The sequence below is a fragment of the Cellulomonas sp. GbtcB1 genome (assembly GCF_019091725.1).
GTDB lineage: Bacteria > Actinomycetota > Actinomycetes > Actinomycetales > Cellulomonadaceae > Cellulomonas.
The window spans coordinates 1-19,435 of record NZ_JAGXJG010000071.1 but is presented as its reverse complement, the minus strand read 5'-3'; the positions used below and the strand labels follow the sequence as shown (position 1 = coordinate 19,435).

The 19,435-nt window shown below is 75.9% G+C and carries 13 protein-coding genes and 1 riboswitch; of the genes, 11 read left to right on the top strand and 2 right to left on the bottom strand.

Annotated features, from left to right (window positions below; all coding sequences use genetic code 11):
• The first annotated feature begins 367 nt into the window (after positions 1 to 367).
• The 10 genes from purN to KVT14_RS18290 all read left to right on the top strand — a co-directional run bounded on the left by purN (position 368) and on the right by KVT14_RS18290 (position 16,224).
• Positions 368 to 1,024 (top strand): phosphoribosylglycinamide formyltransferase, encoded by a 657-nt coding sequence (purN, locus tag KVT14_RS18335; protein WP_217616981.1) that lies wholly within the window; start codon positions 368 to 370, stop codon positions 1,022 to 1,024.
• 65 nt (positions 1,025 to 1,089) lie between these two features.
• Entirely contained in the window at positions 1,090 to 1,320 is a 231-nt protein-coding gene (locus KVT14_RS18330; protein WP_217616980.1) for a PLDc N-terminal domain-containing protein, read from the top strand.
• Positions 1,321 to 1,354: 34 nt separating this feature from the next.
• Positions 1,355 to 1,446, top strand: a riboswitch (ZMP/ZTP riboswitch).
• A 49-nt stretch (positions 1,447 to 1,495) separates the two neighbouring features.
• Positions 1,496 to 3,127 (top strand): bifunctional phosphoribosylaminoimidazolecarboxamide formyltransferase/IMP cyclohydrolase, encoded by a 1,632-nt coding sequence (gene purH / locus KVT14_RS18325; protein ID WP_217616979.1) that lies wholly within the window; start codon positions 1,496 to 1,498, stop codon positions 3,125 to 3,127.
• A 225-nt stretch (positions 3,128 to 3,352) separates the two neighbouring features.
• Positions 3,353 to 7,078 carry a pullulanase-type alpha-1,6-glucosidase gene (pulA, locus tag KVT14_RS18320; protein WP_308161158.1) on the top strand — a complete coding sequence of 1,242 codons (3,726 nt, stop codon included), beginning with the start codon at positions 3,353 to 3,355 and terminating at the stop codon, positions 7,076 to 7,078.
• A gap of 63 nt (positions 7,079 to 7,141) precedes the next feature.
• Complete coding sequence (locus KVT14_RS18315; RefSeq protein ID WP_254631266.1) at positions 7,142 to 8,371, top strand: ROK family protein; 1,230 nt, start codon at positions 7,142 to 7,144, stop codon at positions 8,369 to 8,371.
• A gap of 275 nt (positions 8,372 to 8,646) precedes the next feature.
• Complete coding sequence (locus KVT14_RS18310) at positions 8,647 to 10,005, top strand: extracellular solute-binding protein (RefSeq protein ID WP_217616977.1); 1,359 nt, start codon at positions 8,647 to 8,649, stop codon at positions 10,003 to 10,005.
• 113 nt (positions 10,006 to 10,118) lie between these two features.
• Entirely contained in the window at positions 10,119 to 10,934 is an 816-nt protein-coding gene (locus KVT14_RS18305; RefSeq protein ID WP_246855333.1) for a carbohydrate ABC transporter permease, read from the top strand.
• Positions 10,934 to 11,839, top strand: coding sequence for a carbohydrate ABC transporter permease (locus tag KVT14_RS18300; protein ID WP_217616975.1), 906 nt, complete (start codon positions 10,934 to 10,936; stop codon positions 11,837 to 11,839). The genes KVT14_RS18305 and KVT14_RS18300 overlap by 1 nt, the downstream gene beginning before the upstream one ends.
• A 51-nt stretch (positions 11,840 to 11,890) precedes the next feature.
• Positions 11,891 to 14,986 carry a glycoside hydrolase family 38 C-terminal domain-containing protein gene (locus KVT14_RS18295; protein WP_217616974.1) on the top strand — a complete coding sequence of 1,032 codons (3,096 nt, stop codon included), beginning with the start codon at positions 11,891 to 11,893 and terminating at the stop codon, positions 14,984 to 14,986.
• 143 nt (positions 14,987 to 15,129) lie between these two features.
• Positions 15,130 to 16,224, top strand: a complete 1,095-nt coding sequence (locus KVT14_RS18290) for a thioredoxin domain-containing protein (RefSeq protein ID WP_217616973.1) — start codon at positions 15,130 to 15,132, stop codon at positions 16,222 to 16,224.
• Positions 16,225 to 16,279: 55 nt separating this feature from the next.
• On the opposite strand, the gene KVT14_RS18285 is transcribed toward KVT14_RS18290, so the two are convergent.
• Positions 16,280 to 17,731 (bottom strand): FAD-dependent oxidoreductase, encoded by a 1,452-nt coding sequence (locus KVT14_RS18285; RefSeq protein ID WP_217616972.1) that lies wholly within the window; start codon positions 17,729 to 17,731, stop codon positions 16,280 to 16,282.
• A gap of 112 nt (positions 17,732 to 17,843) precedes the next feature.
• Here KVT14_RS18285 and KVT14_RS23255 point away from each other — a divergent pair, with 112 nt between their 5' ends.
• A complete protein-coding gene (locus tag KVT14_RS23255) occupies positions 17,844 to 18,272 on the top strand; it encodes a DUF3017 domain-containing protein (RefSeq protein WP_217616971.1) in 429 nt (142 codons plus the stop codon).
• Positions 18,273 to 18,447: 175 nt separating this feature from the next.
• Here the strand turns inward: KVT14_RS23255 and KVT14_RS18275 are convergent.
• The coding region (locus KVT14_RS18275) for an MIP/aquaporin family protein (protein ID WP_217616970.1) at positions 18,448 to 19,435 on the bottom strand (988 nt) is incomplete at its 5' end.

Genomic DNA, 19,435 nt, shown 5'->3' with positions numbered 1-19,435 from the left:
GGGCCGGACGGACCGGGGCTGGGCCCGGCGGGGCCGGCCGGGCCCGGACCGGTCGGGTCGGCGGGGTCGGTCGGGTCGCCGCCCGCCGTGCGCCCGGGGGCGCCCGCGGCACCCCCGCGGCCGTCCGCGGCGGCGCGGTCGGACGAGGGCGGGGCGTACGGGTTGCTCACGCGGGCCATTCTCGCGCACCACCCGCGCACTGCCGCACCCGGACCCGCTCGCCGAGATGGCAACTCTCGGCTGCCGGGGAGCACCTAGGCGCAGCCGAGAGCTGCCATCTCGGCGGAGGTGGGGGGCAGGCAGGCGAGCAGGCAGGTCGGTGGGGGTGTGCCCGGGCGGTCGGGGCGCGCGATTAGGGTGTGCGGTCATGGCCGCCCCCGCTCCCAGCACCCCCGACGCGCCCCGACCCGCCACCCGCGCCGCCGGCCGGCTCGTCGTGCTGGTGTCCGGCGGCGGGACCAACCTCGCGGCGCTGCTCGCGGCGCACGACGACCCCGCCTACCCGGGCCGCGCGGTCGGCGTCGTCGCCGACCGCGCGTCGGCCGGCGGTCTGGACCTCGCGCGTGCCGCGGGCGTGCCGACCGCGGTCGTGGCGCCCGGCGACTTCGACGACCGCGCCGCCTGGGACCGCGCGCTCGCGGAGGCGATCGCGGTGTTCCGGCCGGACCTCGTCGTGTCGGCCGGGTTCATGCGGATCCTCGGCGCCGCGGTGCTCGACCGGTGGCCCGCCCGGGTCGTCAACACCCACCCGGCGCTGCTGCCCGCGTTCCCCGGCGCGCACGCCGTCCGGGACGCGCTGGCGTTCGGCGCGAAGGTCACCGGCTGCACGCTGCACGTCGTCGACGCCGGGGTGGACACCGGCCCGGTCGTGGCGCAGGTCGCGGTGCCCGTCGAGCCCGGCGACGACGAGGCCGCGCTGCACGAGCGGATCAAGGTCGCGGAGCGGCGCCTGCTGGTCGAGTGGGTGGGCCGGATCGTCGCGGACGGGCTGACCGTCGACGGCCGGACCGTCACCGTCGGCTAGGGCCGCACCCGGTGCGGGACCTCCGGCCCCTGCCGCGCGGCGAGGCGCCCGCGTAGCGTCGGGCCATGGGACACGCACGCGCGGGGAAGCACTGGTCCGAGCTCAGCACGCGTCGCAAGGTGGGCACGGTGGTCCTCACCGCGGCGCAGCTCGCGCTCACGGCCGCGGCCTACCGCGACCTGGCGAAGCGGCCGCCGGCGCAGGTCAACGGCCCGAAGGCCGCCTGGGGCCTCGCGATCCTGGTCAACTGGGTCGGCCCGATCGCGTACTTCGCCAAGGGCCGCCGGACGGACTGAGCCGCCGACGCCGGCGGCGCGGTCGGCTAGGCTCGTCCCCGGTCGTGACTGGCGTCGAGGTGGAACTGACCACCAGGGAGCGGCCGAGGCAGTCCCGCCGATGCACCGTCCGCCTGGGTGCGCAGGTCCCGAGCGGCACCCCCGTGGTGCCCGACCGACCACACGGAGGACCGCCATGTCCCACGCCCTGCCGCCCGTCGAGCCCGTCGCCGACCCGACCGCGGAGAGCACCCGCCGCCCGGTGCGCCGCGCGCTGCTGTCCGTCTACGACAAGTCCGGCCTGGTCGAGCTCGCGACCGCCCTGCACGCCGCGGGCGTCGAGCTCGTGTCCACCGGGTCGACCGCCGGGACGATCGCGTCCGCCGGCGTGCCCGTCACCCGGGTCGAGGAGCTGACCGGCTTCCCCGAGTGCCTGGACGGCCGCGTGAAGACGCTGCACCCGCGCGTGCACGCCGGCATCCTCGCCGACACCCGCCGCCCGGAGCACCTGGCGCAGCTCGACGAGCTGGGCGTCGCCCCGTTCGAGCTGGTCGTCGTCAACCTGTACCCGTTCACGCAGACGGTCGACTCGGGCGCGACCCCGGACGAGTGCGTCGAGCAGATCGACATCGGCGGCCCGTCGATGGTCCGCGCCGCGGCGAAGAACCACCCGAGCGTCGCGGTCGTCGTGGACCCCGCCCGGTACGACGAGGTCGTCGCCGCGGTGCAGGGCGGCGGCTTCACGCTGGCCGAGCGCACCCGGCTCGCCGCGCAGGCGTTCGTGCACACCGCCACCTACGACGTCGCGGTGGCGTCCTGGATGGGCAACGTCGCCACCACGACCGACGAGGTCGACGGCGTCAGCACCGGCTTCCCGGCCTGGGTCGGCGCGACCTGGGACCGTGCGGACGTGCTGCGCTACGGCGAGAACCCGCACCAGCGCGCCGCGGTCTACACCTCCGGGTACGGCGCGGCCGGGCTCGCGCAGGCGCAGCAGCTGCACGGCAAGGCGATGTCGTACAACAACTACGTCGACGCGGACGCGGCCTGGCGCGCGGCGCACGACCACGACGGCCCGGCGGTCGCGATCATCAAGCACGCGAACCCGTGCGGCATCGCGGTCGGCGCGGACATCGCGAACGCGCACGCGAAGGCGCACGCCTGCGACCCTGTCTCGGCGTTCGGCGGCGTGATCGCGGCCAACGGCACGGTGACCCGCGCGGCGGCGGAGCAGATCGCCGAGGTGTTCACCGAGGTCGTCGTCGCGCCGGCGTACGAGCCGGAGGCGCTCGAGGTGCTGAGCCGGAAGAAGAACATCCGCCTCCTCGTGGTCGAGGGCGCGCCGTCCGCGGGCGTCGAGCTCCGGCCGATCAGCGGCGGGCTGCTCATGCAGCAGGTCGACCGCATCGGCGCGGAGGGCGACGACCCGACGACCTGGACGCTCGCCGCGGGGGAGGCCGCCGACCCCGCCACGCTCGCGGACCTGGCGTTCGCGTGGCGCGCGGTGCGGGCCGTGAAGTCGAACGCGATCCTTCTGGCGGACGGCGGCGCGTCCGTCGGCGTGGGCATGGGCCAGGTCAACCGGGTCGACTCGTGCCGGCTCGCGGTCGAGCGGGCGAACGCGGGCGACGCCGAGCGGGCGCGCGGCGCGGTCGCGGCCTCGGACGCGTTCTTCCCGTTCGCCGACGGCCTCCAGGTGCTCCTGGACGCCGGCGTGCGCGCGGTCGTGCAGCCGGGCGGCTCGGTCCGCGACGAGGAGGTCGTCGCGGCGGCGGCCGCGGCGGGCGTGACCCTCTACCTGACGGGTACGCGCCACTTCGCCCACTGACACGGGGCGGTCCCGCACGAGGCCCACGGCTTCCGGCCGCGCCCCCCGAGATCTCGGGGGGTCGCGCCGGAAGGCGTAGGCCTCGTGCCGTCGGGGCCGCAGCCGGTACCTGCAAATCGTTGCAGCACCTTTCTGCAAGCGGATACAGTCGCAGGTAGCCGCGCTGCTGACGCTCACCCCCGACGATGGAGTCCTGTGATGACGCACGCCCGCAGGCGCCCTTCCGTGGCGCCCCGGACACCCCTCGAACCCCGCGGCGCCCGGCGCCGCGTCCTGGCCCTGCTGGCCGCCGGCGCGCTGCTGGTCTCCGGCGCCGCGACCGCCGGCGCGGACGACCCCGCGGACGCCGTGGCCGCCGACCCGGCGCCCACGTTCACCTCCGTGTCCGTCCCCGGCAGCCACAACACCGCGATGGGCTGCACCGGCGACTGGCAGCCCGACTGCGACGACGCCCAGCTCGCCGAGCGCCCCGACGGCGTCTGGGAGGGCACGTTCGCGCTGCCGCCGGGCGACTACGAGTACAAGGTCGCCCTCGACGGGACGTGGGACGTGGCTTACGGCGCCGGCGGCGTCGTGGGCGGCGCGAACGTGGCGTACACGGTGCCCGGCGACCCGGGGGGCGCGCCCGTCGACGTGACGTTCTACTGGGACCCGGTGTCCGGCGACTTCCAGAACACCGCCCAGGGGCCGGTCGTGACGCTGCCCGGCTCGTACCAGTCCGAGGTCGGCTGCCCCGGCGACTGGGCCCCCGACTGCCTCGCCACCTGGGCCAAGGACTCGGACGGCGACGGCGTGTACGAGTGGTCGACGACGCAGATCCCGGCAGGCTCGTACCAGGTCAAGGTCGCCCACGGGATGTCGTGGGACGTCAACTACGGCCAGGGAGGCGCGGTGGGCGGCGACAACTACACGTTCGCGACGTCCGACGGCGAGCAGGTGTCGTTCGCGTACGACGTCGCGACGCACCTGCTGGAGATCACCGTCGAGAACCCGCCTCTCACGGGCGTCGGGCAGCAGCGGGCGCACTGGGTGCGCGCCGACCTGCTCGCCTGGCCGCGCGACCTGCTCGGCGGCGCCGACCCGACGGACCTGACCTGGGCGCTGCACCACGCGGCCGAGGGCGGGATCGGCGTGACCGACGGCGCGGTGACCGGGCCCGCGGGCGCCGGCGAGGTCCCGCTGACCTACGACGCCGCGGGGCTGCCCGCGGACGTGCGCGCCGACTTCCCGGCGCTCGCGGGCGCCGTCGCGCTCCGCGTCGCGCCCGGGACGGACGCGGCCGCGCTGCTCACCGGCGAGGTCCAGGTCTCCCAGGCGGACGCGGACGGGCTGACCGCCCTCACCGGCGTCCAGGTCCCGGGCGTGCTCGACGACCTGTACGCCTCGGCCGCCGACGCGGACCTCGGGGTCACCTGGTCCGGCGGCACCCCGACCTTCCGGCTCTGGGCCCCGACGGCGCGGGACGTCACGCTGCTGACCTGGGCGCCCGGCGCGGACCTCGCGACCGCCTCGACCCGCGTCGTGACCACCCGCGCCGCCGACGGCACCTGGTCCGTCACCGGTGACCCCTCATGGTCCGGCGCCCGCTACCGGTACGAGGTCGAGGTCTACGTGCCGTCGACCGGCCGGATCGAGACCAACGTCGTCACCGACCCGTACGCCGTCGCCCTGACGCTGAACTCCACGCACGCCGTCGCGGTCGACCTGACCGATCCGGCGTACCGCCCGGCGCTGTGGGCCGACACGGCCCGGCCCGTCGTCGAGCGGGCCGTGGACCACACCATCTACGAGCTGCACGTCCGCGACTTCTCGATCGCCGACCAGACCGTGCCCGAGGCCGAGCGCGGCACCTACCTGGCGTTCGCCCGGGACTCGGACGGCACCGCGCGGCTGCGCGAGCTCGCGGACGCGGGGCTGACCACCGTGCACCTGCTGCCGACGTTCGACATCGCGTCGATCGAGGAGGACCGGGCCGCCCAGGCGGTGACCGGCGACCTCACGGGGTTCGGCCCGGCGGGCACGGAGCAGCAGGCCGCCGTCGGCGCGATCCGCGAGCGCGACGGCTTCAACTGGGGCTACGACCCGTGGCACTTCACCGCGCCCGAGGGCTCCTACGCCACCGACCCGGACGGCGGCGCCCGCGTCGCCGAGTTCCGCACCATGGTCGGGGCGCTGCACGACATGGGGCTGGGTGTCGTCCTCGACCAGGTGTTCAACCACACCGCGGCGAGCGGGCAGGACGCGACGTCGGTGCTGGACCGGGTCGTGCCCGGGTACTACCACCGGCTCGACGGCACCGGCCAGGTGCAGACCAGCACCTGCTGCCAGAACGTCGCGACCGAGCACGCCATGGCCGAGAAACTCATGGTCGACTCGGTGGTCACCTGGGCCCGGGACTACAGGGTCGACGGCTTCCGGTTCGACCTCATGGGCCACCACTCGAGGGCGAACATGCTGGCCGTGCGGGCGGCGCTGGACGCGCTGACCGTCGAGGCGGACGGCGTCGACGGCTCGGCGGTGTACCTGTACGGCGAGGGCTGGGACTTCGGCGAGGTCGCCGGCAACGCGCTGTTCGAGCAGGCCACGCAGGGGCAGCTCGGCGGCACCGGGATCGGCACGTTCTCCGACCGGCTCCGCGACGCGGTGCACGGCGGGTCGCCGGTCGAGGGCTCGTCGATGTTCACGCAGGGCTTCGGCACCGGCCTGGCGACCGACCCGAACGGGCAGCAGGCGCAGCTCGGTGACGCGGCCTCGGTGAACACGGGGTCGGCCGCCGAGTTCGAGGACCTCGGCCTCGCGACCGACGTGGTCCGGCTCGGGCTGGCCGGCAACCTGCGCGACTACCTGCTGCCGACGCACACCGGGGAGGTGCTGCGTGGCGACCAGATCGACTACCGCGGGGCGCCGGCCGGGTACGCGGACTCGCCCGAGGAGGTGGTCAGCTACGTCGACGCGCACGACAACGAGACGCTGTTCGACCTGCTGACGATCAAGCTGCCGCAGACCACCTCGATGGACGACCGGGTGCGGATGAACACGCTGTCGCAGGCCACGGCGGCCCTGTCCCAGACGGTGTCGTTCTGGCACGCCGGCACGGACCAGCTGCGGTCCAAGTCGCTCGACCGGGACAGCTACGACTCGGGCGACTGGTTCAACGCCATCGACTGGACGGGCCAGGACAACGGCTTCGGCCGCGGCCTGCCGGGCGCGTGGGCGAACGCCGAGAAGTGGGACCCGATGCGCCCGCTGCTCGCCGACCCGGCGCTCAAGCCGACCGCCGCGCACATCGCCACGGCCCGCGCGGCGGCGGACGACCTGCTGCGGCTGCGGTTCTCCACCCCGCTGTTCCGGCTCGGCGACGCCGACCTGATCCGGCAGAAGCTGACGTTCCCCGACGCCGGGGCGGACGCCACCCCGGGCGTGATCGTGATGCACGTGGACGACACGGTCGGCCCCGACGTCGACGCGGACCTCGACGGCCTGCTCGTGGTGTTCAACGCGTCCCCGGACGCCGTGACGCAGGAGCTCCCGGCGCTGGCCGGCGCGACCTACGCGCTGTCGCCGGTGCAGGCCGCGGGCGGCGACGACGTGGTCCGGACGACCACCTGGGACGCGGCGAGCGGGACCGTGACGGTACCCGCGCGGACCGTGGCGGTGCTGGTCCGGGCCGCCGACGGCGCTGCCCCCGTCGACCCGGGTCCTGGCGCGCCCGGCGCCCCGGGCGGTGGCGACCCGGCCGGGACCCCCGGCGACGGCAGCCCGGACCGCGACGCCGCGGCCTCCGGCCCGGGCGCGGGCACCGGCGGCCCCCTGGCCGTCACGGGCGCGCAGCTGCTGCTCGGCCTGCTCGCGGCGCTCGCCGCGGTCGGCGGCGGCACCTGGCTGGTGCGGGCCCGCGCCCGGGCCGCCGCGGTGGCCGCGCGCGAAGGGGTGGCCGGCCGTCTGCCATGATGCGACCAGCCGACCGGGGCGCGCCGCCGCGCCCCGGTCGCCCGGCGGACGGACGGAGGCACGATGCGTCGCGGGACCAACCTGCCGCGGATGGGCGACTTCAACCAGACGGTCGTGCTGGACGTCGTCCGGCGCGCCGGCGGGGGCCTCGCCCGCGCGGAGGTGGCCCGGCGCACCGGGCTGTCCCCGCAGACCGTGACCAACGTGGCGCGCCGCCTGCTCGACCTCGGCCTGGTGGTCGAGGAGGGCGAGGCGGCGCGCCGCGGCCCCGGCCGCCCGGGCACGCTGCTGCGGCTCGCCGCGGGCAGCCGGTTCGCGGTCGGCGTGCACCTGGACCCCGCGACCATGACGTTCGTGCTGCTCGACCTGTCGGGCGCCGTGGTCGCGCGGGCGCAGGTGCCGACGCCGGTCCCGGAGGATCCCGAGGCGGTGGTCGCCGGCCTGGTGGCCGAGATCGAGGGCCTCATCGGCGCCGCCGGCGTCGAGCGCGACCGCGTGCTCGGCGTCGGCATCGCGGCGCCCGGGCCGATCGACGTCGAGGCGGGCGTGGTGCTCGACCCGCCCCACCTGCCGGGGTGGCACGACGTGCCGCTGCGGGACGCGGTGGCGGAGCGCACGGGCCTGCGCGCGGTGCTGGACAAGGACGTGATCGCCGCGGCGAGCGCCCACCTGTGGCACCCCGGCGAGCACGCGTCGGACTTCGTGTTCTTCTACCTCGGCACCGGCGTCGCCGTGTCGACGGTGCTGCACGACGAGGTGGTGCGCGGCGTGTCCGGCAACGCGGGGGAGTCGGGGCACCTCGTCGCCGACCCCGAGGGTGCCCGGTGCTGGTGCGGCCGGCGCGGCTGCCTGGGCGCGGTGCTGCGGGCGGAGGCGCTCGCGGAGCAGGGGCGCGCGGCGGGCGTCGACCTCCCCGGCTGGGGCGACGGCACCGACCCGCGCGCGGTGGACGACGCGGTGACCGCGCTGTGCGCCGCTGCGGACGCGGGGCACCCCGGCGCGCGGGAGGTGCTCGCGCTCGCGGGCCGGCGGGTCGGCATGGCCGCGGGGGTGCTCACCGACCTGCTCGACGTCCCGGCCGTGCTGGTCGGCGGCCCGCTGTGGGACCGGATCGCCCCGCACGCCGCCGCGGCGCTGGAGGCCGAGATCGCGGCGCACGTCGTCCCCGGAGGGCACGCGCTCACCGTCGCGTCCTCGGCGTTCGGGCCCCAGGTCGGGGCGGTCGGCGCGGGGTGCATCCTGCTGGGCCGCGCGTTCACCCCGCGCCCGACGGACCTGCTGCTGGTCAGCTGACGCCCGCGGCCCCGTGAGGTCGTCAGGACGCGACGAGGTCGTCCCTCGTGCGTGACGACCTCGCCGGGGTGCGACGACCTCGTCGCCATGTGCCGACCTCGTCGCCGTGTGACGCCCTCGTCGCGCAGGACGGGCGCCGTCGCGCCCGGCGGGCGCGCGTCACGGTTGCGTCTCGGCGCGCGCCTGACCCTTGACAGCAATTCATCCAGACGTTGTAGTTATCGAGTCCGGGGCAGCGCCGCCCGGGGCCGTGCACGTGGAGCAAAGGAGCATCCATGCGTCTCCAGAGGACCGTCATCGCAACCGGGGCCGTCGTCGCGCTCGGCCTCACCGCCGCGTGCAGCAGCGGGGGTGGCGACAGCGCCGCCGACGACTCGACGATCACCGTCGCGTACCAGAAGACCGCGCAGTTCGTGCAGCTCGACGACCTGCTGCAGAAGGCCAAGTCCGAGTACGAGGCCGCGAACGAGGGCATGACCGTCGACCTCGTGCCGATCGAGGCGGAGCAGGACCAGTACTTCACCAAGCTCGCGCTGATGAACGGGTCGCCCGACACCGCGCCCGACGTCATCTACGAGGACACGTTCCAGATCCGCTCGGACGCCGCGGCGGGGTACCTGCAGCCGATCGACGAGTACGTCGAGGCGTGGGAGGACTGGGACCAGTTCCCGGACACCGCCCGGCAGGCCGGGCTCGGCGACGACGGCAAGGTCTACGGCGTCTCGATGGGCACCGACACCCGCGGGCTCTACTACAACAAGGACCTGTTCCAGCAGGCCGGCCTCCCGACCGACTGGCAGCCGGAGAGCTGGGACGACATCCTCTCCGCCGCGCGCACGATCAAGGACAAGCTGCCCGACGTCACCCCGATCAACGTGTACGCCGGCAAGGCCGCGGGCGAGGCCACGACGATGCAGGGCTTCGAGATGCTGCTCTACGGCACCGACGACGAGCTCTACGACGCCGACACCCAGAAGTGGATCACCGGCTCGCAGGGCTTCACCGACTCGCTGGCGTTCCTCGAGACGATCTACGGCGAGGGCCTCGCGCCGTCGCTGGACATCGCGCTCGACGCGTCGGTCGGCGCCCGCGTCGCCACCGAGCTGCTGCCGCAGGGCAAGCTGGCGATGGCGGTCGACGGCTCGTGGCTGCCCGGCGGCTGGATCACCGGCGACAACGCCTGGCCCGAGTGGGAGGACACCCTGGGCATGGCCGCGATGCCCACCCAGGACGGGCAGGAGCCCGGCTTCACCTCGATGTCCGGCGGCTGGACCCTCGCGGTCGGCGCGCACGCGGGCGACCCGCAGGCGGCGTTCGACTTCATCGCCACGGCGCTGAACAAGGAGAACTCGCTCAAGTACGACACCGAGAACAGCCAGATCGCGGTGCGCACCGACGTCGCGGAGGACCCGGAGTACCTGGGCTTCAACCCGTCGTTCGAGTTCTTCAGCTCGCTGGTCGACTACACGCACTTCCGCCCGGCGACCCCGGACTACTCGCAGATCTCGTCGAACATCCAGGTGGCCGCGGAGTCGGTGGCGACCGGGCAGGCGACGGCCGAGGAGGCGGCGGCCACCTACGACGAGGGGCTGGCGTCCATCGTGGGCGACGACGCGACGCAGGCCGCCGGCTGATGACGACCGCCACGCCGGCCCTGCCGGCGGCGGGGGGCGGGTTCCGCCGCCCCCGTCGCCGGCCCGGCCGGACCGCGCTGCGGCTGCTGCCGCTGCTGCCCGCGGTCGCGCTCATGCTGGTGTTCCTGGCCGGCCCGGTGCTGTGGTCGTTCTACGGCTCGCTGACCAACCAGGCGCTGACCGGCTACAAGGCGGCGAACCCGGAGTTCGTGGGCCTGGACAACTACGCCGAGCTGCTCACCGACGACGGCTTCTGGAAGGCCGTCGTCCTGACGGTGGTGTTCGTCGGGGCGTCGGCCGTGATCGGGCAGAACGTGCTCGGCATGGCGCTCGCCCTGCTGCTCCGGGCCGCCGCGAAGCCGCTGCGCGCGGTGGTGTCGGCGCTGGTCGTCGTGGCGTGGGTGCTGCCGGAGATCGTCGCGGCGTTCGCGCTGTACGCGTTCTTCTCCACCGACGGCACGCTCAACCAGGTGCTCGGGTGGTTCGGGCTCGAGGGCCCGACCTGGCTCATCTCGGTGCCGATGCTCGCGGTGATCCTGGCGAACATCTGGCGCGGGACCGCGTTCTCGATGATGGTCTACGGCGCCGCGCTGTCCGAGGTGCCGCCGGACGTCACGGAGGCGGCCGCCATCGACGGCGCCACCGGCCCGCAGCGGTTCTTCCGGATCACGCTGCCGATGATCCGCCGGTCGATCTCGACCAACCTCATGCTCACGACCCTGCAGACCCTCGCGGTGTTCACCCTGATCTGGGTGATGACCGGCGGCGGGCCCGGCACTGACTCCTCGACGCTGCCCGTGCTGGCCTACCAGGAGGCGTTCAAGTTCGCGCAGGTCGGCTACGGCACGGCGATCGCGACCGTGACGCTCCTGGTCGGGGCCGTGTTCTCGATCGTGTACATCCGCGTGCTCAAGCCGGAGGTGGACTGATGGCCGCGCTCACTGCCCCCACCGCCCCGGTCGCGTCGTCGGCCCGCCGGCGCGCCGGACGCAACGTCCCGTCCGTCGCGTCGCCCCGGCGCCGCACCGGCCGGCTGCTCGTCACGCTCGCCCTGGTGCTGGTCGGCATCGCGTTCCTGGTCCCGCTCGCGTGGATCGTCCTGGCGTCGCTCGACCCCGCCGCGACCGTGTCGGTCAAGCTGCCCGAGTCGATCACCACGGACAACTTCACCGAGATCCTCACCTGGGAGGCCACCTTCCGGCCGCTGTGGAACTCGCTCGTGCTGTCCCTCGGCACCGGCGTGCTCACGGTGCTGGCGTCGGTGCTCGCCGCCTACCCGCTGTCCCGCTACCAGATGCGGTTCCGCAAGCCGTTCCTCTACTCGATCCTGTTCGGCACCTGCCTGCCGATCACGGCGATGATGGTCCCGGTCTACGCGCTGTTCGTGTACCTGGGGCTGCTCGACTCGGTGCCCGGGACGATCTTCTTCCTCGCGGCGACGTCGCTGCCGATGGCGATCTGGATGACCAAGAACTTCATGGACTCCGTGCCGGTGTCCCTGGAGGAGGCCGCCTGGGTCGACGGCGCGGGGTCCATGACCGCGCTGCGCCGGATCGTGGTCCCGCTGATGCGCCAGGGCATCGCCGTGGTGTTCATCTTCGTGTTCACGCAGGCGTGGGGGAACTTCTTCGTCCCGTTCGTGCTGCTGTTCTCGCCGGACAACCAGCCCGCTGCCGTCGCGATCTACAGCTTCTTCGGCACCTACGGGACGGTCGCGTACGGCCGGCTCGCGGCGTTCTCGATCCTCTACTCCGTCCCCGTCCTGGTGCTGTACCTGCTGGTGCAGCGGTTCTCCGGGGGCTCGTTCGCCATGTCCGGGGCCGTCAAGGGCTGACGCCCCCCGCCCTCTCGACTCGATCACCGCACGCCGTCAGGAAGGTCCACCATGCCCGTCGAGCACTCCGCCGCCGTCGTCCAGCGCGTCCAGCGGTTCCTGCACGAGCGGCTCGCCCCGGCGGTCGTCGCCGGCCGCGCGCCGCTCGACGTCACCGCCTGGACCGCGCCGGGGGAGCCGGTGCCGTTCGACACGGCCACCGCGCAGGAGTACGCCGCGGCGCCGCCCGGGACGCCGTGGGGTGCGCCGTGGAGCACGACGTGGTTCCGGATGACCGGCGACGTGCCGGCGGGCTGGCTCGGCTCCGACGAGGTGCGCGCCGGCCGGCACGCGGTCGAGCTCGCGATCGACCTCGGGTTCACGACGACGCAGCCGGGCTTCCAGGCGGAGGGCCTCGTGCTCCGACCGGACGGAGTCGCCGTCAAGGGGCTGTCACCGCGGAACCAGGCGGTGCCGTGGTCCGAGGACCGGGTCGACGTCTACGTCGAGGCCGCGGGCAACCCGGACGTCGGCAGCAGCACCTGGTACGGGCCGACGCCGCTCGGCGACCCGCTCACCGCCGGCACGGACCCGCTGTACGCGCTGCGGTCCGCCGAGGTGGTGCTGCGGGACGTCGAGGTCTGGGAGCTGTGGCAGGACCTGCTCGCGGTGCTCGGGCTGGTCGAGGTCGTCGACCCGGCCTCGACCCGGTACGCGCGGGTGGTGCGCGCGCTGGACCTGGTCGTGGACGCGGTCGACCCGGCCGACGTCGCCGGGACCGCCGCGGCTGGCCGGGCGGTGCTGCGACCCGTGCTCGACGTGCCGGCGGCGCCGGGCGGGCACCGGGTGCTCGCGACCGGGCACGCGCACATCGACTCCGCCTGGCTCTGGCCGGCGCGGGAGACGGTCCGGAAGTGCTCGCGGACCTTCGCCAGCGTCGTCGCGCTGATGGACGAGCGGCCGGACTTCGTGTTCGCGTGCTCGTCGGCGCAGCAGTACGCGTGGGTGGCCGAGCGGCACCCGGAGCTGTTCGGGAGGATCAAGGAGAAGGTCGCCGCCGGCCAGTTCGTGCCCGTCGGCGGCATGTGGGTCGAGTCGGACACCAACATGCCCGGCGGCGAGGCGCTGGCCCGGCAGATGGTCGAGGGCAAGCGGTACTTCCTCGACGAGCTCGGGGTCGAGACGCAGGACGTGTGGCTGCCGGACTCGTTCGGCTACACGGGCGCGCTGCCGCAGATCGTGCGGGCCGCGGGGTCGCGGTGGTTCCTGTCGCAGAAGCTGTCCTGGAACGACACCAACCGGATGCCGCACCACACCTTCCACTGGGAGGGCATCGACGGGTCCCGCGTGCTCGCGCACTTCCCGCCGGTCGACACCTACAACTCCGACCTGTCGCCGAAGGAGCTCGCGCACGCCGAGCGGAACTTCGCGGACAAGGACGTCGCCACGGAGTCGCTGGTGCCGTTCGGCTGGGGCGACGGCGGCGGCGGGCCCACGCGCGAGATGCTGGCGGCGGCCGACCGGGCTCGGTCGCTCGGCGGGCTGCCCGAGGTGGAGCTGGGGTCGCCGAACGCGTTCTTCGCGCGCGCCGAGGCCGAGCTGGCCGACGCCGGGGGGCCGCCCGCGGCGTGGTCGGGGGAGATGTACCTCGAGTACCACCGCGGCACCTACACCTCGCAGGCGCGGACCAAGCGCGGCAACCGGCGCAGCGAGCACCTGCTCCGGGAGGCCGAGCTGTGGGCAGCGACGGCGACGGTCCGGACCGGCGCCGCCTACCCGGCGGACGAGCTGCGCGCGCTGTGGCGGGTCGTGCTGCTGCACCAGTTCCACGACATCCTGCCCGGGTCGTCGATCGGGTGGGTGTACCGGCAGGCGGAGGAGGCGTACGCCGACGTCGAGGCGCGGGCGACGGTCCTGATCGACGCGGCGCTCGCGGCCCTGGTCGGCGACGGCGACCGGACGGTGCGGCTGAACGCGGCGCCGCACGCGCGGGACGGCGTGCCGGCGCTGGGCGGGACGGTGGCGGTCGACGGCGCGGTCGGCGGCCCGGCCGGCGCGGTCGAGGTGCTGCGCGAGGGCGACGCCCTGCGGGTGCGCACCGACGCGCTCGACGTGCGGTTCACGCCCGGCGGGCAGCTCGCGTCCGTGCGCGACCTGGCCGCCGACCGGGAGGCCGTCGCGCCCGGGCACCTGGCGAACCTGCTGCAGGTGCACCGCGACGTGCCCCGGCAGTGGGACGCCTGGGACATCGACGCCGAGTACCGGCGGACCGTCGAGGACCTGCTCGACGCCGACACGCTCGAGGTGGTCGCCGAGAAGCCCGACCGCGCCGTCGTCCGCACCTCGCGCACCGTCGGCGACTCCACGATCGTGCAGGAGCTGACCTTCCGGCCCGGCACCCGCGCGGTCGAGATCGTCACCGAGGTCGACTGGCACGAGCGGCAGCGGCTGCTCAAGCTCGCGTTCGGGCTCGACGTGCACGCCGACCGGTCCGCGGCGGAGACCCAGTTCGGCCACGTGCACCGGCCGACGCACACCAACACCTCCTGGGACGAGGCGCGGTACGAGATCTGCGCGCACCGCTGGCTGCACGTCGGCGAGCCGGGGTACGGGGTCTCGGTCGCCAACGACGCGACCTACGGCCACGACGTCACGCGCGCGGTCGGCGAGGACGGCGGCACCGCCACCGTGCTCCGGCAGTCGCTGCTGCGCGCGCCGCTGTTCCCGGACCCCGAGGCCGATCAGGGCCGGCACCGGTTCCTGTCGGTGCTGCACGTCGGCGCGGGCATCCCCGAGGCGGTCGTCGACGGGTACCGGGCGAACCTGCCGGTGCGCGAGGTCCGCGGCGGCCGGGACGTCGCGCCGCTGGTGACCGTCGACGGGCCGGGGGCGGTCGTCGAGGCGGTCAAGCTCGCGGACGACGGGTCGGGCGACGTGGTCGTCCGGCTGTACGAGGCGCACGGCGGGCGGGCACGGGCGACTATGACCGCGGGCTTCGACGCCGCCGGGGTGGCCGAGGTGGACCTGCTCGAGCGCGAGGTCGAGCCGCGGGCCGTGCTGGCCGGGGCCGGCGACGAGGCCGCTGGGGCGGCCGGGGCGGCGGGCGCGGCGGTCGCGCTCGACCTCCGGCCGTTCCAGCTCGTCACCCTCCGCTTCCGCCGGGCCTGACGGGCGCCGCCGGGACGCACAGGGTGCGCCCAGGTGCGGCCCAGCGTCCCGGCAGGTGCGGGCGGGAGCGTCGGCGCCGGTGGGTGCGGCGCCGCGGTGCGGTGGCGGGCCCCGGCGCCCGACCCCCGCACAGGAAGCGACCGATGAGCTCTCGACCCCCGGCCCAGGAGAAGCTGCCCAAGAAGGACCGCAAGGCGCTCGCCCGGGAGCTCGCGCGCCTCGAGCGCGAGCGCCAGGCGCGGCGCCGCCGGCGCAACAGGCGGCTCGGCTGGGCCGGCGCGGGGACGGCCGTCGTCGCGGTGGGCGTGATCGCGGCGCTCGCGGTGCAGGCGTCGGTCCGCGCGGGGCAGGTCGGCCCGCACAACATGCTGTCCGACGGGGTGGTGCTCACCGGCGACGGCAGCGCGGTGGCGGCGAGCCGGACGAGCGCGCTCGACCCGGGGGCGTCGCCGGTCGCGACGGTGGTGGACCGGAGCAGCGGCGTGCTCGACCTCGTGCTCTACCTCGACTACCGGTCGCCCGAGGCCGAGACGTTCTGGGCGGCGAACTCGGCGTCGGTCGAGCAGTGGGTGACCGCGGGGTACGCGACGCTCGAGATCCACCCGCTGGCGCTGCTCGACGGCGCGGCGGTGAGCACGGGCACGGGCGCCTCGCCGTCGCCCTCCGCGACGGCGTCCCCGGCACCGTCCGCGACCGCCTCCGCGTCCGCCGACGACTCGCTGCTCGGCACCATGCAGACCACGGGCGACTACTCCGCCCGTGCCGCCGGGGCGCTCGCGTGCGTGGCCGACACCGCCCCGGACAGCGTGCTCGCCGTGCACGACGCCCTGCTCGCGGCGCAGCCGGACCTCGACGAGGACGGCCTCACCGATGACGACCTGGTCGCGCTCGTGCAGAACGCCGGCGTGACCGACACGGCCGTCGCGGACTGCGTGACGAACGGCGACTTCACCGACTGGGCGCAGGAGGCGACCACCCGCGCGGCCGACTCCGTGCCGTACGACGTCGGCAGCGTCACCACGAGCCCGGTCGTGCTGGTCGGCGGCCAGCAGTACACCGGCGACCTCGGCGACGCCGACGCGCTGCTCGCGTTCATCGAGGAGGTGAGCACGCAGCTCGCCGCGGAGGCCGCGGAGGCCGAGGCGTCCGCCTCGCCGAGCGCGTCGCCGACGGAGTCGCCCATCGAGGGTGCGTCCCAGGAGCCGTCCGCGTCGGCTACGGAGACGACCGCCCCCTAGTGCGGGGACGCAGACCGCTGGAACCGGGCCGCGCGCGGGGCGACCGGGCCGGGCCTCAGCCCGCGAGGGCCTTGGCCAGCGGCACCGCGGGGTCGGCCGCCCGCGCCCGGTCGAGCACCGGGAGCGCGGCGCCCGCCAGCAGCCGGCGCGCGGCCCCCACGTCCCGGGGCCGGTCGACCGCGAACACCGCCGTCAGCGTGCCGGTCCCCTCGGGGTGACCCGGGGCGAACCACAGCGCGGTCCAGCCGTCGTCGCCGGCGGGGTCGCCGCGCAGCACCACGTCGTCCCCGGCGCCCTGCAGCCCGTAGAGCGCGAGCTCGTGCCCCAGCTGCGTCGAGAACACGTACGGGGCGAGGTCCGACTCGGTGGCCTGCCGGCCGAGCAGCCCGGCGACCGCGACGGCCGGGCCGCGCAGCGCGGCGTCCCAGTGCCCGCCCGGCACCCAGCCGTGCCGGGCGGACCGGCGTCGGGCCGCGTCCCCGACCACCCGCACCCGCCACGACCCGCCGACGGGGGCGTGCCGCTCGTCCACGGCCACCGACCCGTCGGGCTCCAGCGGCAGCGCGCCCGCCAGCCAGCCCGTCGCCGGGCGCGCGCCGATGGCGGCGAGCACCACGTCCGCCGGCAGCACCGACCCGTCGGCCAGCCGCACCGCGCCGGGCTCGACCGCGGCGACGGACACCCCGGTCCGCAGCCGGACGCCCGCCCGGGCGAACCACGGCACCGTCAGCGCGCCGACCTCCGCGCCGAGCGCGGTCATCAGCGGCGCCTCGCGGGCCTCGACGACGGTCACGTCCACGCCGGCCGCGGCGGCGACCGTCGCCACCTCCGCACCGACCCAGCCCGCGCCGACGACGACGAGCCGCCGGGCGGTGGCGGTGTCCGCGGCGGTCGCGCCGGGACCTCCCTCGTCCGGGCGGCCGGTCGCCGGGCTGCCCGTGGTCGGGTTGCCGGTCTCCGGGCTGGCGGTCGCTGGGCCGCCCGTCGCCAGACCGCCCGCCGCCGGGCCGCCGGTCGCGGCGAGCCCGTGCGGGAACCCGAGCGCGGCGCGCAGCCGTTCGGCGTCCGCCGCGGTGTGCAGCGTCACCGCGTGCTCCCACGCGGGCGGCCGGACGGCGGCGGCCCCGGTGGCCACGACGACCGCGTCGGCGGCCACGTCGCCCGCCGCCGTCCCGACCCGGACGCCGTCGTCGTCGACCGCGAGGCTCGTCGCGGGTGCGGCCAGCCGGACGTCGTCGGCGGCGGCGAGCGCGTCGGCGCCGAGCTCGTCGGCCAGCCACGCGGGCGCGGGCCGGTCGAGCAGGTGCTTGGAGAGCGGCGGCCGGTCGTACGGTGCGACCCCCTCGGCGCCGAGCATCGTCACCCGGCCGTCGAAGCCCTGGGCCCGCAGCTCGAGCACCGTCCGGGCGCCCGCGATGCCGGCGCCCACCACCACGACCGAGCCCGGCGGGCCGGGCGTCCCGGGGCCGGGGTCGGGGCGGGCGGCGGCGGGACCGGCTTCAGGCACCCGGCCACCGTAGCCTGCGGCGACGCGGGCCGCGCCGGGCGTGCGGGCGGGGCGCGGTAGCCTCGGCGGTGACGGTGCGCGGCTCCTCGCGCGCCGCGGGAGGGAGACGCGCGTGACCCACGACGGCGCCGTGCCGCCCGCCGCACGGACCGCGTCCGCGCCCGCCGCCGACCCGCCCGCGCTCCCGCCGCTGACCCCGCCCGTCGACCGGCCGTCCCCCGAGGACGAGCGGTTCGGCCCCGACGGGGAGCCGCTCGACCCGCGCGCGATCGCGCGCGCGTCCCTGGCCGCCGACCGGAACTGGTCGCTGTGGGTGATCGCCGGCGCGGTGCTGTTCTGCGTCGCCCTCTCGCTCGCGGCCGGCACCCCGACGGGCGCCCTCGCCCTGGCCTGCTTCCTCGCCTGCTGCGCGGTCGTCCGTGCGGTCGTGCGGAAGTCGCCGGCGGCCCTGGTCGTGCGGCGGCGCGCCGTGGACGTGACCGTGCTCGCGGGGCTCGCCCTCGCGATCGGCGTCCTGTCGCAGGTCGTGCCCTCGCTCTGACCCGGGCGCGGCCCGCCGTCCGCGGGTTCGGTGCATCCAGCCGCGTTCGGTGCCTCCTGCCACCGAACCCGGCGAGAACCACCGAACCGGGACGCGGGCCGGCGCCGGGACCCGGGGACGACGCAGGGCGGCGACCCCGTCCGGGATCTCCGCCCTGCGTCGGGGCGTGCCGGCGTCAGCGCGCCGGCTGCACCTCGACCTCGACCTCGTCGATCTCGAGGTCCTCGTCGAGCACGTCGTCGTCCGCCGGGGCGGTCGCGAACGCGCGGTACAGGAGAGCGGCAAGCGCGGCGCCGACCAGGGGCGCGACCCAGAACACCCAGACCTGGCCCCAGGCCCACGAGTCCGAGAAGAGTGCCGCGGCCGTCGAGCGGGCCGGGTTCAGCGAGCCGCCGGTGACCGGGTAGGCCACGAGCATCCCGAACGCGACCGTCAGGCCGACGGCGAACGCGGCCTGCTGGCGGGTGCGGCCCCGGCGGTCCGTGGCGCCGAGGTAGACACCGACGAGGACCGCGGCGAGCACGCCCTCGAGCAGCAGCGCGGCGACCATGCTGAAGCCCTCGCCGCCCGTCGACTGGGCGATCGGGGAGTGCGCGCCGTAGCCGTTGGCGGTGCTGCTGAAGAAGGTGCGCTCGTTGCCCTCGAGCGCCGGCAGCGAGGTCGCGGTCACGAACAGCACGGCGGACGCGAGCGCCCCGCCCACGAGCTGCGCCAGCCAGTACGGCACCAGGTGCGACCACGGCGTGCGGCCGGCGAGGGTGCTGCCGAGCGTGATCGCCGGGTTGAAGTGCCCGCCCGACACGTGCGACACCGCGACGAACGCCGCGATCACGCCGAAGCCGAACCCGAGCGCGATGCCGACGGGGCCGGCCCCGCTGACCGACGCGAACAGCGCCGAGCCGACGCCCGCGAGGACGACGACGAACGTGCCGAACACCTCGGCGCCGACGCGGGCCACGAGCGACGGCCCGGTCAGGGTGGCGCGGACCGCCTCGATCTCGACCTCGTCCTCGTCGGTGACGGCGGACGCGGTGCCGTAGCCGCTGGCCGCGCCGTAGCCGACCGGGATCGCCGCGGGGGCCGGGGCCGCCGCGGGCGCGGGGGCTGCGGTGGGTGCCGCGGCCGGGGCCGCGGAGGTGGGCGCCGGGGCGCTCGCCGGCGCC

Coding starts and splice junctions, on each gene's coding strand:
- KVT14_RS18300 (WP_217616975.1), top strand. CDS start 10,934: ATGGCCGCGCTCACTGCCCCCACCGCCCCGGTCGCGTCGTCGGCCCGC.
- purN (WP_217616981.1), top strand. CDS start 368: ATGGCCGCCCCCGCTCCCAGCACCCCCGACGCGCCCCGACCCGCCACC.
- KVT14_RS18310 (WP_217616977.1), top strand. CDS start 8,647: ATGCGTCTCCAGAGGACCGTCATCGCAACCGGGGCCGTCGTCGCGCTC.
- KVT14_RS18295 (WP_217616974.1), top strand. CDS start 11,891: ATGCCCGTCGAGCACTCCGCCGCCGTCGTCCAGCGCGTCCAGCGGTTC.
- KVT14_RS18315 (WP_254631266.1), top strand. CDS start 7,142: ATGCGTCGCGGGACCAACCTGCCGCGGATGGGCGACTTCAACCAGACG.
- KVT14_RS18290 (WP_217616973.1), top strand. CDS start 15,130: ATGAGCTCTCGACCCCCGGCCCAGGAGAAGCTGCCCAAGAAGGACCGC.
- KVT14_RS18305 (WP_246855333.1), top strand. CDS start 10,119: ATGCTGGTGTTCCTGGCCGGCCCGGTGCTGTGGTCGTTCTACGGCTCG.
- purH (WP_217616979.1), top strand. CDS start 1,496: ATGTCCCACGCCCTGCCGCCCGTCGAGCCCGTCGCCGACCCGACCGCG.
- KVT14_RS18330 (WP_217616980.1), top strand. CDS start 1,090: ATGGGACACGCACGCGCGGGGAAGCACTGGTCCGAGCTCAGCACGCGT.